Source organism: Rhodococcus sp. IEGM 1351, from assembly GCF_030056875.1.
Classification (GTDB): domain Bacteria; phylum Actinomycetota; class Actinomycetes; order Mycobacteriales; family Mycobacteriaceae; genus Rhodococcus_F; species Rhodococcus_F opacus.
The window spans coordinates 114,072-134,175 of sequence record NZ_JASHKU010000022.1 but is presented as its reverse complement, the minus strand read 5'-3'; the positions used below and the strand labels follow the sequence as shown (position 1 = coordinate 134,175).

21 protein-coding genes are annotated in these 20,104 nt (G+C 67.2%); 11 read left to right on the top strand and 10 right to left on the bottom strand.

Going from position 1 to position 20,104, the window contains the following annotated elements; translation table 11 throughout:
• Nucleotides 1-165: 165 nt before the first annotated feature.
• From QM806_RS31115 to styD, 3 genes are all read right to left on the bottom strand, one after another.
• On the bottom strand, nucleotides 166-735 hold the full coding sequence (locus tag QM806_RS31115; RefSeq protein WP_065492332.1) for a TetR/AcrR family transcriptional regulator: 570 nt from the start codon (nucleotides 733-735) through the stop codon (nucleotides 166-168).
• 205 nt (nucleotides 736-940) lie between these two features.
• Nucleotides 941-2,056, bottom strand: coding sequence for an NDMA-dependent alcohol dehydrogenase (locus QM806_RS31110; RefSeq protein ID WP_005569846.1), 1,116 nt, complete (start codon nucleotides 2,054-2,056; stop codon nucleotides 941-943).
• A 39-nt stretch (nucleotides 2,057-2,095) separates the two neighbouring features.
• A complete protein-coding gene (gene styD, locus QM806_RS31105; RefSeq protein ID WP_283293931.1) occupies nucleotides 2,096-3,583 on the bottom strand; it encodes a phenylacetaldehyde dehydrogenase StyD in 1,488 nt (495 codons plus the stop codon).
• A gap of 170 nt (nucleotides 3,584-3,753) precedes the next feature.
• Here styD and QM806_RS31100 point away from each other — a divergent pair, with 170 nt between their 5' ends.
• Both QM806_RS31100 and QM806_RS31095 read left to right on the top strand, forming a co-directional pair.
• The gene (locus tag QM806_RS31100; protein ID WP_280781195.1) at nucleotides 3,754-4,419 is read left to right on the top strand and encodes a helix-turn-helix domain-containing protein; all 666 of its coding nucleotides are present in this window, start codon (nucleotides 3,754-3,756) and stop codon (nucleotides 4,417-4,419) included.
• Nucleotides 4,420-4,491: 72 nt separating this feature from the next.
• Nucleotides 4,492-5,088 carry a cupin domain-containing protein gene (locus QM806_RS31095; protein WP_349307614.1) on the top strand — a complete coding sequence of 199 codons (597 nt, stop codon included), beginning with the start codon at nucleotides 4,492-4,494 and terminating at the stop codon, nucleotides 5,086-5,088.
• A gap of 72 nt (nucleotides 5,089-5,160) precedes the next feature.
• Here QM806_RS31095 and QM806_RS31090 read toward each other — a convergent pair whose 3' ends face one another.
• The gene (locus tag QM806_RS31090; RefSeq protein ID WP_283293926.1) at nucleotides 5,161-6,513 is read right to left on the bottom strand and encodes an ammonium transporter; all 1,353 of its coding nucleotides are present in this window, start codon (nucleotides 6,511-6,513) and stop codon (nucleotides 5,161-5,163) included.
• A gap of 201 nt (nucleotides 6,514-6,714) precedes the next feature.
• Between QM806_RS31090 and QM806_RS31085 the strand changes: the two genes are divergently transcribed.
• A complete protein-coding gene (locus QM806_RS31085) occupies nucleotides 6,715-7,266 on the top strand; it encodes a HutD/Ves family protein (protein WP_283293924.1) in 552 nt (183 codons plus the stop codon).
• A gap of 45 nt (nucleotides 7,267-7,311) precedes the next feature.
• Here QM806_RS31085 and QM806_RS31080 read toward each other — a convergent pair whose 3' ends face one another.
• Genes QM806_RS31080 through QM806_RS31060 form a run of 5 tightly spaced genes read right to left on the bottom strand, consistent with a single transcriptional unit; the run spans nucleotide 7,312 to nucleotide 10,779 of the window.
• Nucleotides 7,312-7,887, bottom strand: a complete 576-nt coding sequence (locus tag QM806_RS31080; RefSeq protein WP_005569851.1) for a TetR/AcrR family transcriptional regulator — start codon at nucleotides 7,885-7,887, stop codon at nucleotides 7,312-7,314.
• On the bottom strand, nucleotides 7,884-8,882 hold the full coding sequence (locus tag QM806_RS31075) for a heme-dependent oxidative N-demethylase family protein (RefSeq protein ID WP_005569852.1): 999 nt from the start codon (nucleotides 8,880-8,882) through the stop codon (nucleotides 7,884-7,886). The genes QM806_RS31080 and QM806_RS31075 overlap by 4 nt, the downstream gene beginning before the upstream one ends.
• Nucleotides 8,879-9,856: a PDR/VanB family oxidoreductase gene (locus QM806_RS31070; protein WP_133985278.1), complete on the bottom strand. Its 978-nt coding sequence runs from the start codon at nucleotides 9,854-9,856 to the stop codon at nucleotides 8,879-8,881. Before QM806_RS31070 ends, QM806_RS31075 begins: the two co-directional genes overlap by 4 nt.
• Nucleotides 9,853-10,389, bottom strand: a complete 537-nt coding sequence (locus QM806_RS31065) for a dimethylamine monooxygenase subunit DmmA family protein (protein WP_133985276.1) — start codon at nucleotides 10,387-10,389, stop codon at nucleotides 9,853-9,855. Before QM806_RS31065 ends, QM806_RS31070 begins: the two co-directional genes overlap by 4 nt.
• A 6-nt stretch (nucleotides 10,390-10,395) precedes the next feature.
• Nucleotides 10,396-10,779 carry a cupin domain-containing protein gene (locus QM806_RS31060; protein ID WP_005250830.1) on the bottom strand — a complete coding sequence of 128 codons (384 nt, stop codon included), beginning with the start codon at nucleotides 10,777-10,779 and terminating at the stop codon, nucleotides 10,396-10,398.
• A 315-nt stretch (nucleotides 10,780-11,094) separates the two neighbouring features.
• On the opposite strand from QM806_RS31060, the gene QM806_RS31055 reads away from it, so the two are divergent.
• The 6 genes from QM806_RS31055 to QM806_RS31030 all read left to right on the top strand — a co-directional run bounded on the left by QM806_RS31055 (nucleotide 11,095) and on the right by QM806_RS31030 (nucleotide 17,963).
• Complete coding sequence (locus QM806_RS31055; RefSeq protein ID WP_283293919.1) at nucleotides 11,095-12,288, top strand: NAD(P)/FAD-dependent oxidoreductase; 1,194 nt, start codon at nucleotides 11,095-11,097, stop codon at nucleotides 12,286-12,288.
• Between the two features lie 45 nt (nucleotides 12,289-12,333).
• A complete protein-coding gene (gene glnT / locus QM806_RS31050; protein WP_133985271.1) occupies nucleotides 12,334-13,695 on the top strand; it encodes a type III glutamate--ammonia ligase in 1,362 nt (453 codons plus the stop codon).
• Between the two features lie 24 nt (nucleotides 13,696-13,719).
• Nucleotides 13,720-14,616: a class II glutamine amidotransferase gene (locus QM806_RS31045; RefSeq protein WP_005255995.1), complete on the top strand. Its 897-nt coding sequence runs from the start codon at nucleotides 13,720-13,722 to the stop codon at nucleotides 14,614-14,616.
• Complete coding sequence (locus tag QM806_RS31040; protein ID WP_005569860.1) at nucleotides 14,604-15,302, top strand: GltB/FmdC/FwdC-like GXGXG domain-containing protein; 699 nt, start codon at nucleotides 14,604-14,606, stop codon at nucleotides 15,300-15,302. Before QM806_RS31045 ends, QM806_RS31040 begins: the two co-directional genes overlap by 13 nt.
• 10 nt (nucleotides 15,303-15,312) lie before the next feature.
• Entirely contained in the window at nucleotides 15,313-16,629 is a 1,317-nt protein-coding gene (locus QM806_RS31035; RefSeq protein WP_005569862.1) for an FMN-binding glutamate synthase family protein, read from the top strand.
• Between the two features lie 104 nt (nucleotides 16,630-16,733).
• Nucleotides 16,734-17,963: an allantoate amidohydrolase gene (locus QM806_RS31030; protein ID WP_265146439.1), complete on the top strand. Its 1,230-nt coding sequence runs from the start codon at nucleotides 16,734-16,736 to the stop codon at nucleotides 17,961-17,963.
• A 37-nt stretch (nucleotides 17,964-18,000) separates the two neighbouring features.
• Here the strand turns inward: QM806_RS31030 and QM806_RS31025 are convergent, their stop codons facing one another.
• A complete protein-coding gene (locus QM806_RS31025) occupies nucleotides 18,001-18,594 on the bottom strand; it encodes a TetR/AcrR family transcriptional regulator (protein ID WP_043791435.1) in 594 nt (197 codons plus the stop codon).
• A gap of 80 nt (nucleotides 18,595-18,674) precedes the next feature.
• On the opposite strand from QM806_RS31025, the gene QM806_RS31020 reads away from it, so the two are divergent.
• Both QM806_RS31020 and QM806_RS31015 read left to right on the top strand, forming a co-directional pair.
• Nucleotides 18,675-19,061, top strand: a complete 387-nt coding sequence (locus QM806_RS31020) for a DUF1304 domain-containing protein (protein ID WP_005569867.1) — start codon at nucleotides 18,675-18,677, stop codon at nucleotides 19,059-19,061.
• Between the two features lie 26 nt (nucleotides 19,062-19,087).
• Nucleotides 19,088-20,095 (top strand): NADP-dependent oxidoreductase, encoded by a 1,008-nt coding sequence (locus QM806_RS31015; RefSeq protein WP_054245622.1) that lies wholly within the window; start codon nucleotides 19,088-19,090, stop codon nucleotides 20,093-20,095.
• Nucleotides 20,096-20,104 lie beyond the last annotated feature (9 nt).

Sequence of the window (20,104 nt, the reverse complement as noted above, 5' to 3'; positions counted from 1 at the left end):
TCCTTTGGTTCTACGGGTGTTGAATAAAAAGCTTAGTGACGTACGTTACAGCCGAGGTGCCCTCGTGTAAACAGTGAGTTTCGCGCCCGAACAAACTGACCGTTCGGTCAAAAATTGTTCTCTATCGGATTCCGCAGCAACGGTTTTGGCTGAGCGACGGAAGGCTCAGAGTGCGGCGACGAACTGCTCGAGCATCTCCAGCTGACGCTCCGACGACGTTTCGCCCGGCGTGAGGACACCCAGAATCTGCATGCCCATCATCATGTTGAGCAGTTGCTCGACCACGATGCTGACGTCGATGTCGCCGACGGAGCCCTCCTCGCGGGCCTGCTCGAGGAAGATCGCCATCTGCTCACGCCAGTGGTCCATGGTGCGGCGGTTGGTCGCGGCCATCTGCTCGTCGTACATGGCCCGCGGCCACAGCGAGGCGGCGATCCGGGCTTCGAGGAGTTGCTCTTCGTTGATCGGCATCACTTCGCGGCAGAGGATGCGCAGTGCGTCGAGGCCGGTCGCGTCGCCGAGCGCCTCGGCGATCCGGCGGTCGGTGGCCTCGGAGATGTGCTCGTACGAGGTACGGAGGATCTCGTCCTTGCCGGCGAAGTAATGACTCAGGGCGCCGTTGGTGTACCCGGCCTCGGTGGCGATGTCGCGCATGTTGGCAGCATCGATACCGCGGGCGGCGATCAGCCGCCAGGCGGCGGCGGTAATGCTGCGCCGACGCTCGTCGTGATCCACGAGCTTAGGCACGACGCGTACCTGCCCCACCAGCGATCATGCGACCACGGTATCAATGAGCTCCGCCGAGATTGACAACGACCACTCCCGAGACGACGAGACCGGCGACGATCGCGGCAATCAGGAACACGTACGGCATGGGGACAGGGAACCATGCCGGGAGCGGAGAGGCGTGCAGCGCCCCACCGCTCCCGACTGTGCCGATCTACGAGTACATGATGACGCCGCGGACGTTCTCGGCCTTCCGCATCGCCTCGTAGCCGTCGTTGATCTGATCGAGTGTGTATGTCCTCGTGATCATCTCGTCGAGCTTCAGCTGACCCTCCATGTACAGGCGCAGCAGATGAGGGATGTCGAACCGGATGTTCGCGTTGCCGAACCACGCGCCTTTGAGGGTCTTGCGCATCGCCGTCAGATCGAACAGGTTCAGGTCGACGTCGTTCTGCGTGACGTCGCCGACCGACACGTGGACGCAGGTGCCGCCCTTGGCCACCAGGCTCATCGCCGGGGCGATGATGCGGCCACTCGCATTCGCGACGGTGATGAGCACCTTGTCGGCGAGCTGGCCCCACGTCAGATCCTGGAGGAGCGGCAGCGCCTCGTCGATGCTCGCCGCGGTGTGGGTCGCGCCGAAGATCTTGGCCTGCTCCCGCTTGAATTCCGACGGGTCGACGACCACGACGTGCCGCGCCCCGGCGAGCGCTGCGCCCTGGACCGCCCCGCACCCGACGCCGCCCATGCCGATCACGACGACGGTCTCACCGGCCTGGACGCCGGCCGCGTACACCGACGACCCCCAGCCGGTGGTGACGCCGCAGCCGACCAGCGCTGCCTTGTCGAGGGGAATGTCCTTCGTGATCTTGACGCACGACGCCTCGTTGACCACCGTGTACGGCGAGAACGTCCCGATCAGGCACTGGATGGCGGCGTCCTTGCCGCGAACGTGATGCCGCGCCGTGCCGTCCGAGATCTGCCAGCCCTCGAGCAGGTGGGCTCCCAGGTCGCAGATGCTGGATTGGCCGGTCGCGCACTGCCGGCACCGGCCGCACGCGGGTATGAATCCGAGAGCGACGTGATCGCCCTTCTCGATGCTGGTGACACCGGGCCCGACCTCGAGCACGACTCCGGCGCCCTCGTGGCCACCGATGAACGGGTAGTACTCGAGTGGCAGGCTGCCGTCGCGGACATGCTCGTCCGAGTGGCACATCCCCGACGCCGCCAACTGCAGAAGCACTTCTCCCTTCTTCGGCGGGTCGAGTTCCAGTTCTTCGATCTGCCACGGCTGACCGGGTTCCCACAGCACTGCTGCCTGGGTCTTCATAAGTCCTGCTCCTGTCCGACGACGTCGATGCGGTGGGGGTCAGAGGATGATCGTGACGACCTTCTCCTCGGTGTTGGCTTCGATTCCGGCCCAGCCGAGTTCGCGGCCGGTGCCGCTGGTCTTCATGCCGCCCCAGGGCAGGGCGGGGTCGATGGGTGCCCAGCCGTTGACCGCGACCGCTCCGGCGCGGACCTTGCCGGCGAGGGTGTGGGCGTGGGACACGTCGCGCGTCCAGATGGAGGCGGCGAGCCCGTAATCGGTGGCGTTGGCGATCGCGATCGCCTCGTCGGTGGTGTCGAACGCGATGACGGTGCCGACGGGGCCGAAGATTTCTTCTCGCGCGATCTTCATGTCGTTGTTCGCGTCCGCGAAGATGGTCGGCTGGACGAAGAACCCGTCCCCGTCCGGGCGGCCACCGCCGGCGGCGACCCGTGCGCCTTCGCTGCGTCCGGCCTCGATGTAGCCGAGGACGGTGTCACGCTGCTTCGCGTTCACCAGGGCGCCCATCGTGGTGGCCGGATCGAACGGGTCGCCGAGGACCTGCGCGGCAGCGGCGGCGGCGAGACCGTCGACCACCTGCGAGTACAGCGAGCGGTGCACCAGGATGCGGGTGCCCGCGGCGCAGACCTCGCCCTGGTTGAAGAACAGTCCCATCGCGGTGCCGTTGATGGCGGCCTCGAGGTCGGCGTCGGGGAGGATGATCTGCGGGGACTTGCCGCCGAGTTCGAGGGTGGTGCGCTTGAACGTGTCGGCGGCGCGCTTGGCGATGATCCGGCCGACGCGGGGGCTGCCGGTGAAGCTGATCTTGTCGACGCCGGGGTGGCCGGCGAGCGCGTCGCCCGCGACCTCGCCGAGGCCGGGCACGATGTTGACGGTGCCCGCGGGCAGTCCGGCCTCCTCCAGCAGCGTCGCGAGGTGCAGGATCGACAGCGGTGCGTCCTCCGGTGGCTTGACCACCAGGGTGTTCCCGGCAGCGAGCGCGGGGGCGATCTTCCATGCCGAGATCATCAGCGGGGTGTTCCACGGGACGATCGCGCCGATCACGCCGACCGGTTCGCGGACGGTGTACGAGTGGGTGGGCTGGCCGAAGTAGCCGGCGGTCGGGATGGACTGGCCGGTGATCTTGTCGGCCCAGCCGGCGAAGTGCCGGAACGTGCCGGCGGCCATCGGGATGTCGAGCATGGTGGGCTGGCCGACGGGCTTGCCGACGTCGAGGGCCTCGAGCCGGGCCAGGATCTCGCCGTCGCGTTCGATGAGATCGGCGACCTTGTTCAGGATTCGTCCGCGGGCGGCGCCGGGCAGTGAACCCCATTCACCGTTCAGCTGCGTGCGGGCGGCCCGGACCGCGTCGTCGATGTCCTGGGCGGTGCCGGACGCGATCTGGGCGAGGGGGCGACCGGTGGCCGGGTTCAGATCCGTGAACGTCCCGCCATCCGACGCCGGTCGCCACTGTCCGCCGATGAACAGCTGCGTTGCGGTTCCATCAGGAAGCCCTGTGGCACTGACGTTCTCGTGTACTGCGGTCATAGCGTCAACTCTCCCGGTGGTGTTGTGATGGCTGTCACAAGCATGCGGGCGCGGGCGCGGCGTCGTCTTGCACGCATGCGCATGGTTGTTGCTCGTATGCGCACCGATTCACCGTCCGGCGTAGTGAGTCGCGGTTTCCTGACAGTAAACGGCGCTGCTACGATGCGGACGTGACCACTCGACCCGAGACCGAGGTCCACCGCGACACGGGAGACCCAGCGCCCGTCGAGCGTGAGGTGCCGTCCGATACGCCGACCGGGCCCGATCTCGAGAAGGTGATCGCCAGGCAGGTCCGGTCGCTCCGCAAAGCCAGTGGACTCTCCGTGGGGGACATGGCGGCCAAAGTCGGAATCTCGAAGGCCATGCTGTCCAAGATCGAGAACTCGCAGACCTCGTGCAGTTTGTCGACGCTGGCGCGTCTGGCGGCCGGGCTCGACGTGCCCGTGACCTCTCTGTTCCGGGGCGCCGACACCGCCCGCGACGCCGTGTACGTCGAGGCGGGCCGCGGTGCGGTCATCGTCGGGCGAGGCACCCGGGTGGGGCACCACTACGAACTTCTCGGCGCACTGCGCGGCCAGCACAAGCGACTCGAGCCGGTGCTGGTCACGCTCACCGACTCCAGCGAGACGTTTCCGCTGTTCCAGCACGCCGGCACCGAGCTGCTCTATATGCTCGAGGGTGTCATGGTCTACGGGCACGGCGAGGCCGAGTACACCCTGCGGCCGGGGGATTCGCTGCTCCTCGACGGTGAAGGTCTGCACGGGCCCAACGATCTCGTGCGGTTGCCCATCCGCTTTCTCGCCGTCACCGCATACCCCGACCACCACGAGGACTGACGGCCGTAATCGGAATTTCGACCTTCCTCCGCCTCCTCACCGGGCGTAGAGTGGCGGTTGGTTCGAAAGGTCGTGGTTACGGTGATAGCGACAGTTCAGATAGCGTCCGACGACCAGTCCGCGCTGCCCTTCGACCGCCTCGAGCCGGTTCACCTGGCCACCGCGGGCGCAATCGGTGTCTACTATTTCGACTACGGCACCGATGCGCGGATGAACCCGAATGATCTCGGCGACTTCTACGTCGTTCAGATCCCGCTGTCGGGTACAGCCCGAATCACCTCTGGCGCAGAGGAATTCGATTCGACCATGTCGGTCGCGTCGATTCTGCAGCCGGGACGCTCCGCCACCATGCAGTGGCACGAAGGGCAATCTCAGCTGATCATCCGACTGGCGCGCCGAAGTCTCGAGGAGCACTTGCAGGAAATTCTCGGCAGCCCACTCGTCGAACCCCTGCGATTCGAGCCGCAGATGGAACTCGGAAGACCCGCGATCCGCGGGTGGCGTGAGGCGGTCGAACTGCTCGAGCACGAAGTGACGAATCATGCTTCGATTACTGCCGATTCGGCCGCCATGGAGGAATTCGACCTGATCGTGCTGAGTCAGTTCCTTTCCGCCCAGCCGAACAACTACAGCCGGAAGCTTCGGGGTCTGGCTCAGAGCCTGACCTAGCTGGGACACAGGCAGTGGCCCTGCCCCGCAGCACTCCGCGGGGCAGGGCTCTTGTCTGTGCCGGGCGCTGGATCAGGCCTTGGCGGGGTCCGCCGCCCTGGTGGTGATCGCTTCTGCACCGAGCACCGCGTCCGCGCCGTGCTTCGAGGCACCGGTGAGACCGACGGCGTCGAGCACGTAGGCCGTCTCGCCGTGGACGGAGACGTCGAGGCCGTCGTATTCGCTGTCCTGGTCGGCGCGGATGCCCATGAATTTCTTCAGTGCGAGGACGATCACCAGCGTGACCACGAAGGAGTACGCGAGAACGGCTGCCACGGCGACACATTGGCGCCAAAGCACGTCGACGCCACCACCGTAGAAGAGTCCCGTCGCACCGCTGGGAGCGGCCGGATCCGCGAGGAAACCGATCAGAACGGTACCGAGGATGCCGCCGACCAGGTGCACGCCGACGACGTCGAGTGCGTCGTCGTAGCCGAGCCGGTACTTCCAGGAGACCGCGAAGCAGCAGACCGCGCCGGCCGCGCCTCCCACGACCAGCGCGCCGAGGGGTGAGACGGCGCCACAGGCCGGCGTGATGGCGACCAGCGCCGCGATCAGACCCGACGCGGCGCCCAGCGACGTGGCGTGGCCTTCGCGCAGTTTCTCGACGACCAGCCAGGCGCAGATGCCGGCGCACGACGCGGCGACCGTGTTGAGGATGACGACGGACGCACTGTTTCCGGCGGAGAGAGCCGAGCCACCGTTGAACCCGAACCAACCGAAGAACAGGATTCCTGCGCCGAGCATGGTCAGGGGAAGGCTGTGCGGGCGCGGCGAGACGGGGAACGTCTTGCGGGCCCCGAGGACCAGGACGACCGCGAGAGCGGCAACGCCGGCATTGATGTGCACGGCCGTGCCGCCGGCGAAGTCGACGGCGCCGAGGGTGTTTGCGATCCATCCACCGATCACCGATCCGTCCTCGGAGTCGAACGCGAAGACCCAGTGTGCGATCGGGAAGTAGACGAACGTGGCCCACAGTCCGGCGAACACCATCCAGGCACCGAACTTCATCCGGTCGGCCAGCGCTCCGGAGATGAGCGCGACGGTGATGCCGGCGAACAACAGCTGGAATCCGGAGACCAGGGCGGGCGGCAGTCCGGGTTCGGCGGGGGCCTCCAGTAATGAACTGGAGCCGAAGTACTCGAGGGGGTCGCCCAGGATGCCGAGACCGCCGAGGGAGTTACCCAGCACGGCGGAGTAGCCGAACACGATCCACAGCACGCCGACGACGGCGAACGCGCCGAACGTCATCATGGCCATGTTGAGGGTGTTGCGCACGCTGACCATTCCGCCGTAGAACATTGCCAGGCCCGGCACCATGAGGCTCACTGCCGTGAAGGCCGCAAGAATCCAGGCGGTGTCGGCCGCAGCGACTGCTTCGTTCATAGTCGTCCACCTTGATCGAGGATGGCGCGACACTTGTCGTGTCCGCCTTTGGGAATCAATGTCTAGTGTCAGTGAACCAAAGCGGAGATTGCGGAAATGGTTCGCCGCGTGACAACTACGTAACGGAATCCGGCGTGCGCCTGCGTGCTGGTGTGCGAAACAACGTATCTTGACAGTGAACTCTCTAGGTGAGGAGAAAGCGTGACCACAGTTCGCGAGGCCCGCATCGTCCGTCACGCGGATCGCCGGACCACCCCGTGGGCCAACGGCGCGGGCACCACAGCGGAGATCGCCGCCGGTGTCGCGTCCCGGTGGCGCTTCAGCGTCGCGACGCTCGACGCGGGCTCGACTTTCTCGCCGTTTCCCGGGGTGGATCGGATATTCACGGTGATCGGCTACCAGCCCGTGTCACTCGACTTCGGCGGAACCCCCACCGTGATTCCGCGCCTGAGTCCGACGGCCTTCGCCGGTGAGCGCGGCCCCGACTGCGTGGCGGAAGGGCCGACCGAGGCGTTCAACGTCATGGTCCACAGGACCACCACCGCGGCCTCCGTGAACATCGTCGACATCGGAGCGGCGCGGGACGTGACCGCCGACGGACGGCTGGCCGCTCTCGCCCTGGTCCTCGGTGGGCGGCTGACGACGGACCTCGGTCTCGTCGAGCCGGGCGACTGCCTCCTCGTCGAGCGGGGGTCGGTGCGCGTCTCCGGACCGGCGTCGGTCGTGATCGCCGAGATCCTCGACCGCACGTGAGTGGCAAAGCGTGCCGGGGCACACTTTGCCACTCACGTGCAGGGACTACCTCGCGGTCGACAGAATCCGGCATAGTCGCCCGATCGCGCGCTCGGTCGCGGGACGATCCTTCGCGATCAGCTGGTGCATGATGAATCCCTCGATCGCCGAGTACACCAGCAGGGTCAGGTCTTCGTCGGCGGTGATGCCCAGCCGGGTCAGTGCCTGCGACGTCGCCTCGATGTACGTGGCGTACAGCAGTTTCACGTGCGGGTCGAGGCGTGGCGTGCGCCGGGACTCGAGCATCAACTCGTACTGGAAGACCTGGAGGTCGGGGTCGCGGGCGACGAGGTCGGTGAGGTGTTCGACGAAGTGGTCGAGCGACGATCCGGCGGCGATGTCGGCGAAGACGCTCGCGCTCTTGTCCAGTGCGTAACGGAGTGCGGCGTCGACGAGGGCGTCCGTCGATCCGACACTGTGCAGGACGCCCTCGTCCGAAACGCCGGCCTCACGGGCGACGGCCTGGGTCGTCAGACCGCGCAGGCCGTCGCGGGCGATCACGGAGACCGTCGCGAGAACGAGGTCGAGAGCCTGATCGCTCTGGGATGCCGACCTCCGCGGCCGCCCGTCGGCCAGCGTCACGGTGCGACATTCCCATGGGTCAGCAGCCATCTCATGCCGGGTTCCCGGGTGCGGCTGATGCCCTTGTATTCGGCCATGTCCACCGGGAGGTCCTCGAGTACCCGGTACAGCCGATCGCCCCACTCCGGAACGGATGCGACGTCCCGGAACGAAAGCAGATACGTCCGGATCAGGAACATGACGGTGCCGGAGTGCGCGAGCCGGATCAGATGCTGCACTTCGGTTCTCAGGAACAGGCGGTCCCCGACCTCGTCCAGCGGACCGTCGGCGAGGGTGCGCCGGTCCTTCCCCCACCGGGGATAGGTCTCGGTCGAGGTGTCGAGTTTGCCGTCCACGGTCAACGACCAGTTGGTGCGCCGGTAGCTCTGGCCGGGCTCGAGCCGCATCAGGAAGTTGTGTGCGCGGGTGATGATCTTCTCGCTGTGAATTCGCGGGACGGGGCCGTGAATTTCGAGGAAGCTCATGCCCACGTCGAATCCGAAGGACCAGTCCGCCGCGAACGTCACCAGTCCGGCGTCGCCCCACAATTCGCCCTCACGCTGGTCGAGCAGCACGACGTCTTCCTGGATCTGGCCGCAGATGTATACCAGCGGCGGCGCCGGCAACGTGTCGAGATCGCCGAACACGAAGCTGTGCTCGATCCCGAGGAGGTCGTTCTTCCAGAACCAGCTGCCCTCGCGCCGTTCGAGGGTCATGGTGCCGGGGTATTCGTCGGCGAGCATGCGCATCAGCGTGAGCATCGCGTCCCACGCGGCGGGGACCATGTGGGGCAGGCACTGGTGCCGCGACGGATCCTCGGCCAGGATGCGCTCGCGTTCGGCGAGTTCGCGGTGGTAGTCGGCGTCGATGGCGATGCGGGTCTCACCCCAGCTGCCGGTGGCGGTGTCGGTCGAGTGTCCGGCCGGTTCGACGTTGGTGCTGTAGCGGTACTGGTCGCGGGGAAAGGGGAACGGAAAGCGCGCGATGTGGTCGGCGCGCGAGTCGGTGGTTGTCACAGATCCAGCTCCAATCGGTCTCCTGCGGAACGTGATACGCACGGCATGATCGAATCTCCGGAGGCCTTCTCCTCCTCGGTGAGGAAGAGGTCGCGGTGTTCGATCTCACCGCCGCGAACCGGCAACCGGCATTCGCCGCACACACCCTGTCGGCAGAGGTTCGGAACGTTGATTCCCTTGTCCAGCAACGCTTCGAGGAGACTGGTTCCCGAGGGCACGGGCACGATCATTCCGGTGCGCCCGAGCGTGGCGGCAAAGGGCGCCCCCTCGGGCAGCGGGCCCGCCCCGAACGCCTCCGAGTGCACGCGCCCCGGCGGCCAGCCGCAGTCGCGGGCCCACTCGGCCACCGCCGCGATCATCGGCGCGGGACCGCACGTGTAGACGTGGGTACCGAGTGGCTGGTCCGCCAGCTTCGGGATAAGGCGGTCCGCGAGTTCTCCGGGCGTGGAGACCGTGATCATCCGGTCACCGCACAGCGCCGCCAACTCGTCGGCGTGCGCTCCCGACTGGTCGCGGAAAGAGTAGATCACTTCGAACGAACGACCCCACTCGAGCGCGGCCCGGACGTGCGACAGGATCGGTGTGACGCCGATTCCACCCGCGACCAGCAGGTGGTGCCGAGCATTGAGCACGGGCGCGAACGCACTCCGCGGAAGGCTCACACGGATGCGCTGATCCGGCTGGAGGTCGTGGACCCAGCGCGAACCCCCGTGGCCGTTCTCGTCGAGCCGGACCGAGATCGCGTAGTGGTCCGGCTCGATCGAGGGGCCGGTGAGCGAGTAGGAATTCTGCCGACCCTCGGCCCAGGTGACGGCGATGTGGCTGCCCGGGGTGAACGACGGCAGGGTGCGGCCTGCCGGGTCCGCGAGGACGACGTGACGGATGCCCGGACACAGCAGCCGTGCCTCGCGCACTGTCAGGGTGAGCCCTCCGGTGATGCTCTCGCCCGCAACTGTTTCGAGGGCCGTGGTCATGGCAGTTCCTCCGAGTCGGCTCGATATCCCAGGTAGGCGCTGTGGCGTCGGGAGTAGTGGTAGTAGACGGTGAGTTCGGCGGAACAACCGGCGCACGGTGTCCGGCCGCCGATGGCGACCGGCACCGAGGGCGACGTGGTATGGCAGTGCGCGCAGAACACGTCGCGCACCGGGGCGTCGGGGGCGATGATCGCGGCGATCTCGGCGGGCAACGCGCCCGCGGAGATCAGCCGGGCACGCACCGCTCCCACCATGCGCTCGGGGCCCGCCACGACGAACCGCCACCCGATGCGCGCCTCGGACAGCAGTTCGCCGAGCCCGCCGAACCCGGATCCGGCCCCGTCGTCCACGATCACCGTGCGAGTGGGAACGGGCGCCACGCGCTCGGACAGCTCACGGATGACCTGTGCGCCGACCGAGCGCTCCGAGACCAGTACGTAGCGGGTGACGAGAGCGCCCGCTCCGAGGTCGTCGACGGCCGAGTAGTCGGATCGCCACCGTGGGACGCTGGTCGACCTCATCGATACCGCCATCGCGGATCAGGGAGCGAAGGAACGGTGGCCGACGAAGTAGGCCAGTGCGCGGTCGGGGGTGGTGAAGCGGATACGCGAGCCCCTGGGGAAGAAGATCGCATCCTTCGCCTTCGCCACCTCGACCTGGCCGGTGTCGAGGTTCTCGAGGGTGAACTCCCCTTCGAGGACGACCTTCATCTCGTCGTAGGCGTAGTAGTAGTCGAGCGGGGCGTCGGTGCGCTGGAGTTCGAAGTAGCCGGCCGACATCTCCGAGCCGTCCGGGTTGGCGAAGACGTCGTCGATGTACCCCTTGGTGCCCGGGTACTCCGAGACCGGCATCTGAGGCAGGTTCTCGTGGAATCCAGCGGTGACGCGGAACGGGACGGCGGTGGGCTTGTCGGTCGTGGTCATGGGTTCTCCCTGAAGGTGTGGTGAGTTGGGTCCGCGACCTCCTCTGCATGAAACGAGGAGTAGCAACAGGAAACCACACGACGTATTTCGATGACGTAAATCAATCGGACAGAGCCGGAAACGTGCAGATCAGAGCGAGGATATTTATTGAAAGAGCGTTTGAACGCCGTAAATTGGTGATGCACCAACAACGTTGCCGTAACACGATCGACATAGTAGAACTGTTTCATAGTGAACAACAGCGATTCATGACATGAAACGAACCGCTACCCATGCCGACAGCGCCCGATCATCCGGCCGAATGAAGGAAGCAACGTGACACAGACAGCAAAGTTCGTGATCGTCGGTGGGGGACTCGAAGGTCTCGCCATCGCGTGGTCGCTCGCGGACCGCGGAGAGACCGATGTCCTGGTCCTCGAGCGTGACACCCTGTGCTCGGGCATGACCGGCAAGTCCAGTGGCGTGGTCCGGTGCCACTACGGGACGCCGTCGCTGGCGGCGATGTCGTGGTACGGCGTCGACATCTTCACCAGGGCCACCGAGATCTTCGGCGACGACATGGCATTCCGCCAGTGCGGATACGTGGTCGGCGTCGGTGAGAACAACATCGACCCGCTGAAGGCGAACGTCGCGATGATGCAGGGCCTCGGTATCGACGTCGACTACATCGGCCACGACAAGATGGCCGAACTGTGGCCGGGGCTGCATCTCGACGACTTCGCCGCCTTCGCGTACGAGCCCCTCGGTGGCCGCGGTGAGGCGTACATGGCCGGCATGGCGTTCGGTGCCTCGGCCCGCAAGCTGGGCGTCACGATCCGCCAGAGCACGCCGGTGGCATCGCTGCTGCAGAGCGCGGACGGCCGCGTCTACGGGGTGACGCTCGCGAACGGCGACGAAGTGCATGCCGAGCAGGTGATCCTCGCGACCGGTCCGTGGGCCCCCGAACTCGGCGCCGGTGTCGGCGTCGACATCCCGGTGAAAGCCCAACGGGCGCAGCTTGTCCTGATCGATCAGGGTGTTCCGACTCCGGAGGTGCCGGTGCTGTCGGACCTGGCCGGACTGCAATACATCTGCCGCGAGCCGAACGGTGAACTGCTCGTCGGCAACAGCGACCACGCTGCGCCCGAATACATCGACCCCGACAAGTACAGCAACCGCGCGGACGACAGCACCATCGAGAAGAACATCGGCAAGCTCGGGAACCGTCTGCCCGACATGCCCGATCCGCGGATCACCTCGAGCTACGTCGGCGCGTACGACGTCACTCCCGACTACAACCCGATCATCGGACCCGCACCGGTCGACGGACTGTTCCTGGCCACCGGGTTCTCCGGTCACGGTTTCAAGATCTCGCCGGCGGTCGGCCGCCTCGTCGCCGACATGCTCCTCGACGACGGCACGACCAGCCTCCCGAACGTCGAGCCGTCCGACTTCCGCTACTCACGCTTCGAGGAGGACGACCTCCTCTTCAGCCTGCACCCCTATGAGGGTGCCGGCGAGATGCGCTGACCCACAGACCCCCTCACCCGTAGACCACCAGTTCAGGAGCTACCCATGGCTGTCGACACTGCTGACGCGTTCACCGCGCAGAACATCGTGACAACCCCACCGCAGACCTTGTCCGAGGTGGCCCGGGCCACCGGAACCACCTTCATCCTCGCCCTGTTCGTGACGCTGTCCGGCAAGCCGTGCGCCAAACTGGTCCCGATCGAGGCCGTCGAGCAGCTTCAGGACGACGGCGTGGGCTTCGCCGGGTACGCGGCGGGGCACATGGGGCAGGAGCCCAAGGATTCCGATCTCGTCGCCGTACCGGACGTCTCGTCGTTCACGCCGATCCCGTTCGTCAAGCCTGGACTGGCGATCGTGCACTGCGACCCGCACGTGGAGGGTAAACCCTGGCCGTATGCGCCGCGGGTGATCCTGAAGGAGACGCTGAAGAAGGCGTCCGATCTCGGCCTGTCCGTCAACGTCGGCGCGGAGATCGAGTACTTCCTCGTCCACCGCGTCGGAGACGGCGCCCTCACCACCGCGGACACCGCCGACGTCAGCCGTCAGCCGTGTTACGACGCCCGCGACGTCACCCGGATGTACGACCATCTGACCGAGGTGTCCGCGGCGATGAACACGCTCGGCTGGGGTAACTACGCCAACGACCACGAGGACGGCAACGGGCAGTTCGAGCAGAACTTCGACTACGCCGACGCCATGACCACCGCCGACCGGGTGATCACCGCCCGGTACCTGCTGTCGGTGATCGCCGAGAAGCGCGGCATGAAGGCCACGTTCATGCCCAAGCCCTTCTCCGACCGCACCGGGTCCGGCATGCACCTGCACCTGTCGCTGTGGAACGACGCCGGTTCGGTGTTTCCGGACGGCGACGATCCGAAGGGGCTGGGACTGTCGAGGACGGCGTACGCGTTCATCGCGGGGATCCTCGAGCACGCGTGCGCGCTGCAGGGTGTGATCGCGCCGACCGTCAACTCGTACAAGCGGACCGGCGCCACGTCCACGAGCAGCGGCGCCACCTGGTCGCCTCGCTACGCCACGTACGGCGGCAACGACCGCACCCACTACCTCCGGGTGCCGGACAAGAACCGGGTGGAACTGCGCGGCGGCGACGGCTCGGCCAATCCCTACCTCGCCGCGGCCACCGCCATCGCCGCCGGCCTGGACGGCATCGAACGCGATCTCGACCCCGGCACCCCCGGCTCCGGCGACAGTCCCAGCGACATGCTGCCGATGACGCTGCTGCACGCGATGGACGCCCTGGAATCGGATCCGGTTGTGACGGGCGCCCTCGACGTCGCGGGCCCCGGGGTCGCCGAGTACTTCGCGACACTCAAGCGCGAGGAGTTCTTCGCCTGGCACAACACCGTCTCCCCCTGGGAACTCGACCACTACCTGACAGCGTTCTGACAGACCTCCCGAAAGGAGACATCCATGTGTGGAATCGTCGGACTTCACCTGCGTGAGCCGTCCCTCTACCCACAACTCGGCGCCCTGCTCACCGACATGCTCGGTCAGATGTGCGACCGCGGACCCGATTCCGCAGGCATGGCGATTTACGGGGACCAGGCCTGGTCCCCGGTCGGGGAGTCCACGGTCTCGCTGCTCGACTGCCCCGTCCCCGCAGCGGAACTCGCCGCAACGCTGTCGGCGTCACTCGACACCACCGTCACCGGAATCGACCTGTCCCCGACGACGATCCTGCACGGCGTCGTCGGCGCCGAGGATCTCGCGGCGGCAGTGCGCAGCGTGGTGCCGTCGGCGCGGGTCATCGGCTTCGGTGACGACCTGACCGTTCTCAAGGGCGTCGGAAACCCCATCGACCTGGCGAACCGGTTCGGGCTGCCGTCGGCGAGCGGATGGCAGGGTGTCGCGCACACCCGCATGGCCACCGAATCCGCGGTGACCGCCGAGGGATCGCACCCGTTCTCCGTCGGCCCCGACCAGTGCCTCGTCCACAACGGCTCGTTCTCCAACCACATGAGCATCAAGCATCAGCTCGAACGTGACGGCGTCGCGTTCGACAGCGCCAACGACACCGAGGTCGGGGCGCGGTTCGTCGCCAAGCAGCTCGCCGAGGGCGTCGACCTGGAGAAGGCGCTGCTGATGCTGAACGAGACGTTCGACGGCTTCTACACCCTGCTCGTCTCGACGGCCGACTCGTTCGCCGTGGTCCGGGACGCCATCTCCTGCAAGCCCGCCGTCATCGCCCAGACCGACCAGTGGGTCGCGATGGCCTCCGAATACCGCGCCCTGGCGAACCTGCCCGGCGTCGACAACGCCCGAATCTTCGAGCCCGAACCGGAAGAGGTGTACGTATGGCACCGGTAGCCACCACCGAAGCGACTGTCCTGAACCTCGAGACGTCGAGTACCCGTGCCGTCAACGAGCGGCTCACCTCCCCAGAAGCCCCGAAGACGGTCACGGTCACCGGCCCGCAGGGCGCGCACGCGCTGGCCTGCGGCCTCGACTCCGACATCGACGTCACCATCGACGGGCACGTCGGCTACTACTGCGCCGGCATGAACCAGCACGCGACGGTGACCGTCACCGGAAACGCCGGAGTCGGGGTCGCCGAGAACATGATGTCGGGAACGGTGCACGTCAAGGGTGATGCGTCGCAGTCCGCGGGCGCCACCGCCCACGGCGGCCTCCTCGTGATCGACGGCAATGCCGCTGCGCGCTGCGGCATCTCGATGAAGGGCGTCGACATCGTCGTCGGCGGCAACATCGGCCACATGTCCGCGTTCATGGGTCAGGCCGGGCGTCTCGTCGTTCTCGGCGACGCCGGCGAGGCCCTCGGCGACTCGCTGTACGAGGCCCGCATCTACGTGCGCGGCACCGTCGCCTCCCTCGGCGCCGACTGCATCAAGAAGGAAATGCGCGAGGAGCACCTGACGGAACTGCGGGAACTGCTGGATCTGGCCGGTTTCGACGCCGACCCGTCCGAGTTCACTCGCTACGGCTCTGCCCGCAAGCTCTACAACTTCCACGTCGACAACGCCAGCGCGTACTAGGAGAACCGTCATGAACACCCCGAACCCGGCCCTGCGCGAATCGGCGACGTTCGACCGCGGCGTCATCTCCGAGATCCAGCGGGCCGCCGAGACCGGCATCTACGACATCCGCGGCTGGGGTGCCAAGCGCAAGCTGCCGCACTTCGACGACCTGCTGTTCCTCGGCGCGTCGATGTCGCGGTACCCGCTCGAGGGCTACCGCGAGAAGTGCGACACCGACGTCGTGCTCGGCGACCGCAACGCCAAGTTCCCGCTGCACCTGGACATCCCGATCACCATCGCCGGCATGAGCTTCGGGGCATTGTCCGGGCAGGCGAAGGAAGCCCTCGGCCGCGGCGCCAGCGAGGTCGGCACATCCACCACCACCGGTGACGGCGGCATGACCCCCGAGGAACGCGGGCAGTCGAAGAACCTCGTCTACCAGTACCTGCCGTCCCGGTACGGGATGAACCCGGACGACCTCCGCAAGGCCGACGCCATCGAGATCGTCCTCGGCCAGGGCGCCAAGCCCGGCGGCGGCGGAATGCTGCTGGGACAGAAGATCACCGAACGCGTCGCCGGGATGCGCACCCTCCCGATGGGTGTCGACCAGCGGTCGGCCTGCAGGCACCCCGACTGGACCGGTCCCGACGACCTCGCGATCAAGATCATCGAACTGCGCGAGATCACCAACTGGGAGAAGCCGATCTACATCAAGGTCGGCGCCACCCGCACCTACTACGACGTGAAGCTCGCAGTGAAGGCCGGCGCCGACGTCGTCGTGGTCGACGGCATGCAGGGCGGCACCGCCGCCACCCAGGACGTGTTCATCGAGCACGTCGGCATCCCCACCCTGGCCGCGATCCCGCAGGCGGTCCAGGCGCTGCAGGAACTCGGGGTGCATCGCAAGGTACAGCTCATCGTGTCGGGGGGCATCCGTAGCGGCGCCGACGTCGCGAAGGCCATGGCGCTCGGGGCGGACGCCGTCGCCATCGGCACCGCCGCCTTGATCGCGCTGGGCGACAACAGCCCCCGCTACGCGAAGCAGTACGAGGAACTGGGCTCGGCGGCCGGGTTCTACGACGACTTCCAGGCCGGCAAGGACCCCGCCGGCATCACCACCCAGGACCCGGAACTGTCGAAGAACCTCGACCCCGTCGAGGGCGGACGCCGGCTCGCGAACTACCTGCGGGTGCTCACCATGGAGGCGCAGACCCTCGCCCGCGCCTGCGGGAAGTCGCACCTGCGCAACCTCGAACCCGAGGACCTCGTCGCCCTCACCGTCGAGGCGTCGGCGATGGCCCGCGTGCCCCTCGCCGGAACCACCTGGATCCCCGGCGCCCTGTAGGCGGCTCCGCCACCCGTGCGCCTTTTTGGTAGCTGGAGCAACCAGAAAGGCGCACGGGCGCGAAGCGCCTACCGGCTTGGAACTATGAGTAGAGGACCGAGAACATGACTTCCTTCGATTCGCTCTGGGCGAGCATCCTCGATGTGGGACAGCACAAGTCGACCAGGGGATACCGAAGATTTGCGTGGAACGACGCCGACATGACGCTGCGCGAATGGTTCTCGGACTGTGGGCAGGCTCGTGGCATGAGCGTCGAGGAGGACCGCAACGGCAATCTGTGGGCGTGGTGGATGCCCGAGGGCTGGGACGGCGATCCTCGCGACGCGTTCGTCACCGGATCGCACCTCGACTCGGTGCCCGACGGCGGCGCCTACGACGGACCGCTGGGGGTGGTGTCCGCGTTCGCCGCGATCGACCTCGTTCGCGAGCGGGGGATCACGCCGACGCGTCCGGTGGCGGTCACTGCGTTCTCCGACGAGGAGGGCGCACGGTTCGGTGTCGCGTGCGTCGGCTCGCAACTGTCCACCGGGGCACTGGCACCCGAACGCGCCCTGGCGCTGCGGGACAACGACGGCATCAGCCTCGGCGAAGCACTGGTCGGCGCCGGCCGCGACCCGCGCCATCTCGGCGAGGACCCCGACCTGGTCGACCGCGTCGGCGTGTATGTCGAGTTGCACGTCGAGCAGGGACGCGCCCTCGACCTGATCGACAGTCCCATCGCCGTGGCCTCGTCGATCTGGCCGCACGGCCGGTGGCAGTTCGTGTTCTCGGGGGAGGCCAACCACGCCGGCGCCACCCGGCTCGTCGACCGCCGCGACCCGATGCTCGCGTTCGCGTCCTCGGTCCACACGGCCCGGACCGCCGCGACGCTGCACGAGGCGGTCGCGACGTTCGGCAAGGTGCGGGTACTTCCCAACGGTGCCAACGCTATTCCGTCGGAGGTGCGGGCGTGGCTCGACGCGCGGGCCGCCGACGAGGAGACGTTGACGAAGCTGGTGCAGCAGATCACCGCCGAGGCGCAGGCCTACGCGGCCGCCGACGGTATCGGTCTCGAGGTCGACGCCGAATCGGTCACGCCGATCGTCGAGTTCCCACACTCGACCCGGGAACGACTGCGCCGCTCACTCGCCCACCTGGGTGACATTCCCGTCCTCCCGACCGCTGCCGGGCACGACGCCGGAATCCTGTCCGCGAAGGTGCCCACCGCGATGATGTTCGTCCGCAACCCCACCGGCGTGTCCCATTCGCCCGACGAGTTCGCCGAAGCGGACGACTGCAACCGCGGCGCCGAGGCGCTGGCGGACGTGATGGCGGACTGGGTCACCGCCATGTGAGTGGCAAAGCGTGTCGGGGCACACTTTGCCACTCACGTCAGGAGGTGGGCCGCCATTCCTCCAGTTGCTCGACAGCGGTGTTCGCGACCGCGACGGCTTCGTCCCGGTTGACCCGCGACAGCAGGAGCGCGCTGACGGACAGTGATGTCAGGAGCCGGGTCCGGTGTGCCAGGGTGGCCGTCGACGCGTCCGGGTCGTGGGCCCGGAGAGCGTGGGCGAGCGCTCCGGACAGTTCGCGCTGGTATGCGTCGACGACGGACCGTTGCGTGTCGTCGTGTGCGGCGAAACCTGCGGCACTGTTGAGCAGCAGGCAGCCGCGTCCGGGGGTTTCGTCGGGGAGGGACGCGAGGGCGCCGGCGAGGCTGCGGTAGTAGCGCTCGGCGGCGTCGGGGCGGGTCGGCTCGTCGGTCAGGATGCGGAGGCGCGGGCGAACCACCCGGTCCAGGTAGTCGTGCACGGCGGCGTCGAAGAGTCCGCGTTTGCTGGTGAACGCGTTGTACAGGCTCGACCGATTCAGTCCGGTGACGCGCTCGAGGTCGGGTATCGACGTGGCTTCGAAGCCCTTGTCCCAGAACAGGTCGCGGGCGCGGCCGACCACTTCGGCCGTGTCGAAATCCTGCGTGCGCGGCATGACGATCCTCACTCCCGGTTGTGAAACGACCATTTCAGTATATATTGAAATGGTCAGTTCAGAACGAGGAGGAGTTTCGTATGGTCGCCGCGGGTCTTGTTCTTGCCGCGCTCGCCAGTGCGCTGCACGTGTACATCTTCGTGCTCGAGTCCGTCCTCTGGACCGCTCCGCGCACCCGCGCGACGTTCGGGACCACTGCCGAAGAAGCCGCGGCCACCAAGGAGCTTGCCTTCAACCAGGGCTTTTACAACCTCTTCTTGGCGATCGTGACGGCAGTCGGCATCGTCGCCGTGATCATCGGCGCGACCGCCGTCGGTGCGGCTCTCGTCTTCGCCGGCGCGGGCTCCATGCTCCTCGCGGCCCTCGTGCTCCTGCTGTCGTCGCCCGACAAGGCTCGCGCGGCGATCACGCAGGGAACACTTCCGCTGCTCGCGGTACTCCTCTTCGCGCTCGGACTGGCGCTGTGACCTCAGAAGTATCGAAAGGAACACCCATGACGACGAGCACCCAGATTCAGCTGATCAACCGGCCGGTGGGCTGGCCCACCCAGGACGACTTCCGCACCGCGACCGTCGAGCTGCCCGACCTCGGGCCCGACCAGGTGCGCGTGGCCAACGAGTTCGTCTCGGTCGACCCGTACATGCGCGGCCGGATGAACGACGTGAAGTCGTACATCCCGCCGTTCGCGCTGGGCGAGACGATGACCGGCGGAGCTGTCGGTCGCGTCGTCGAATCCACCGCCGCCACGCATCCGGTCGGCTCGGTGGTGGTTCACGACCTCGGGTGGCGGGACGTCGCGCAGGGTGACGCCTCGGCGTTCCGCGTCGTCGAAGAGATTCCGGGAGTGCCGATCTCGGCCTATTTGGGGATTCTCGGACTGACCGGGCTCACGGCCTACGTCGGACTCGTGCACATCGCCCACCTGAAGCCCGGCGACTCCGTGTTCATCTCCGGCGCCGCGGGTGCGGTGGGGACCGCCGCCGGGCAGATCGCACGACTCGAGGGCGCGTCGCGCGTCATCGGATCCGCCGGGTCCGCCGAGAAGGTCGCCCTGCTGACCGACCGCTACGGATACGACGCCGCATTCGACTACAAGCAGGCACCGGTGCGCGAGCAGCTTCGCGGACTCGCCGGTGACGGCATCGACGTCTACTTCGACAACGTCGGCGGCGACCACCTCGAGGCCGCGCTCGACGTCATGCGGAACGGCGGACGCGCCGCCCTCTGCGGTGCCATCTCCGCGTACAACGCCACCGAGCGCACGCCGGGCCCCGACAACATGGTGAACATCATCAGCCGCGGGCTCACCCTCGAGGGCTTCACCCTCGGCAACTACACGCACGTCTTCCCCGAGTTCGCCGCCAAGATGGGACCGTGGCTCGCGTCCGGCGACGTGGTCCACGACGAGACCGTCGTCGACGGCATCGAGAACTCGGTCGACGCGTTCCTGCAGCTCATGCACGGCGGAAATGTCGGGAAGATGCTGGTGAAGGTGGCGTAGCCACCCGTG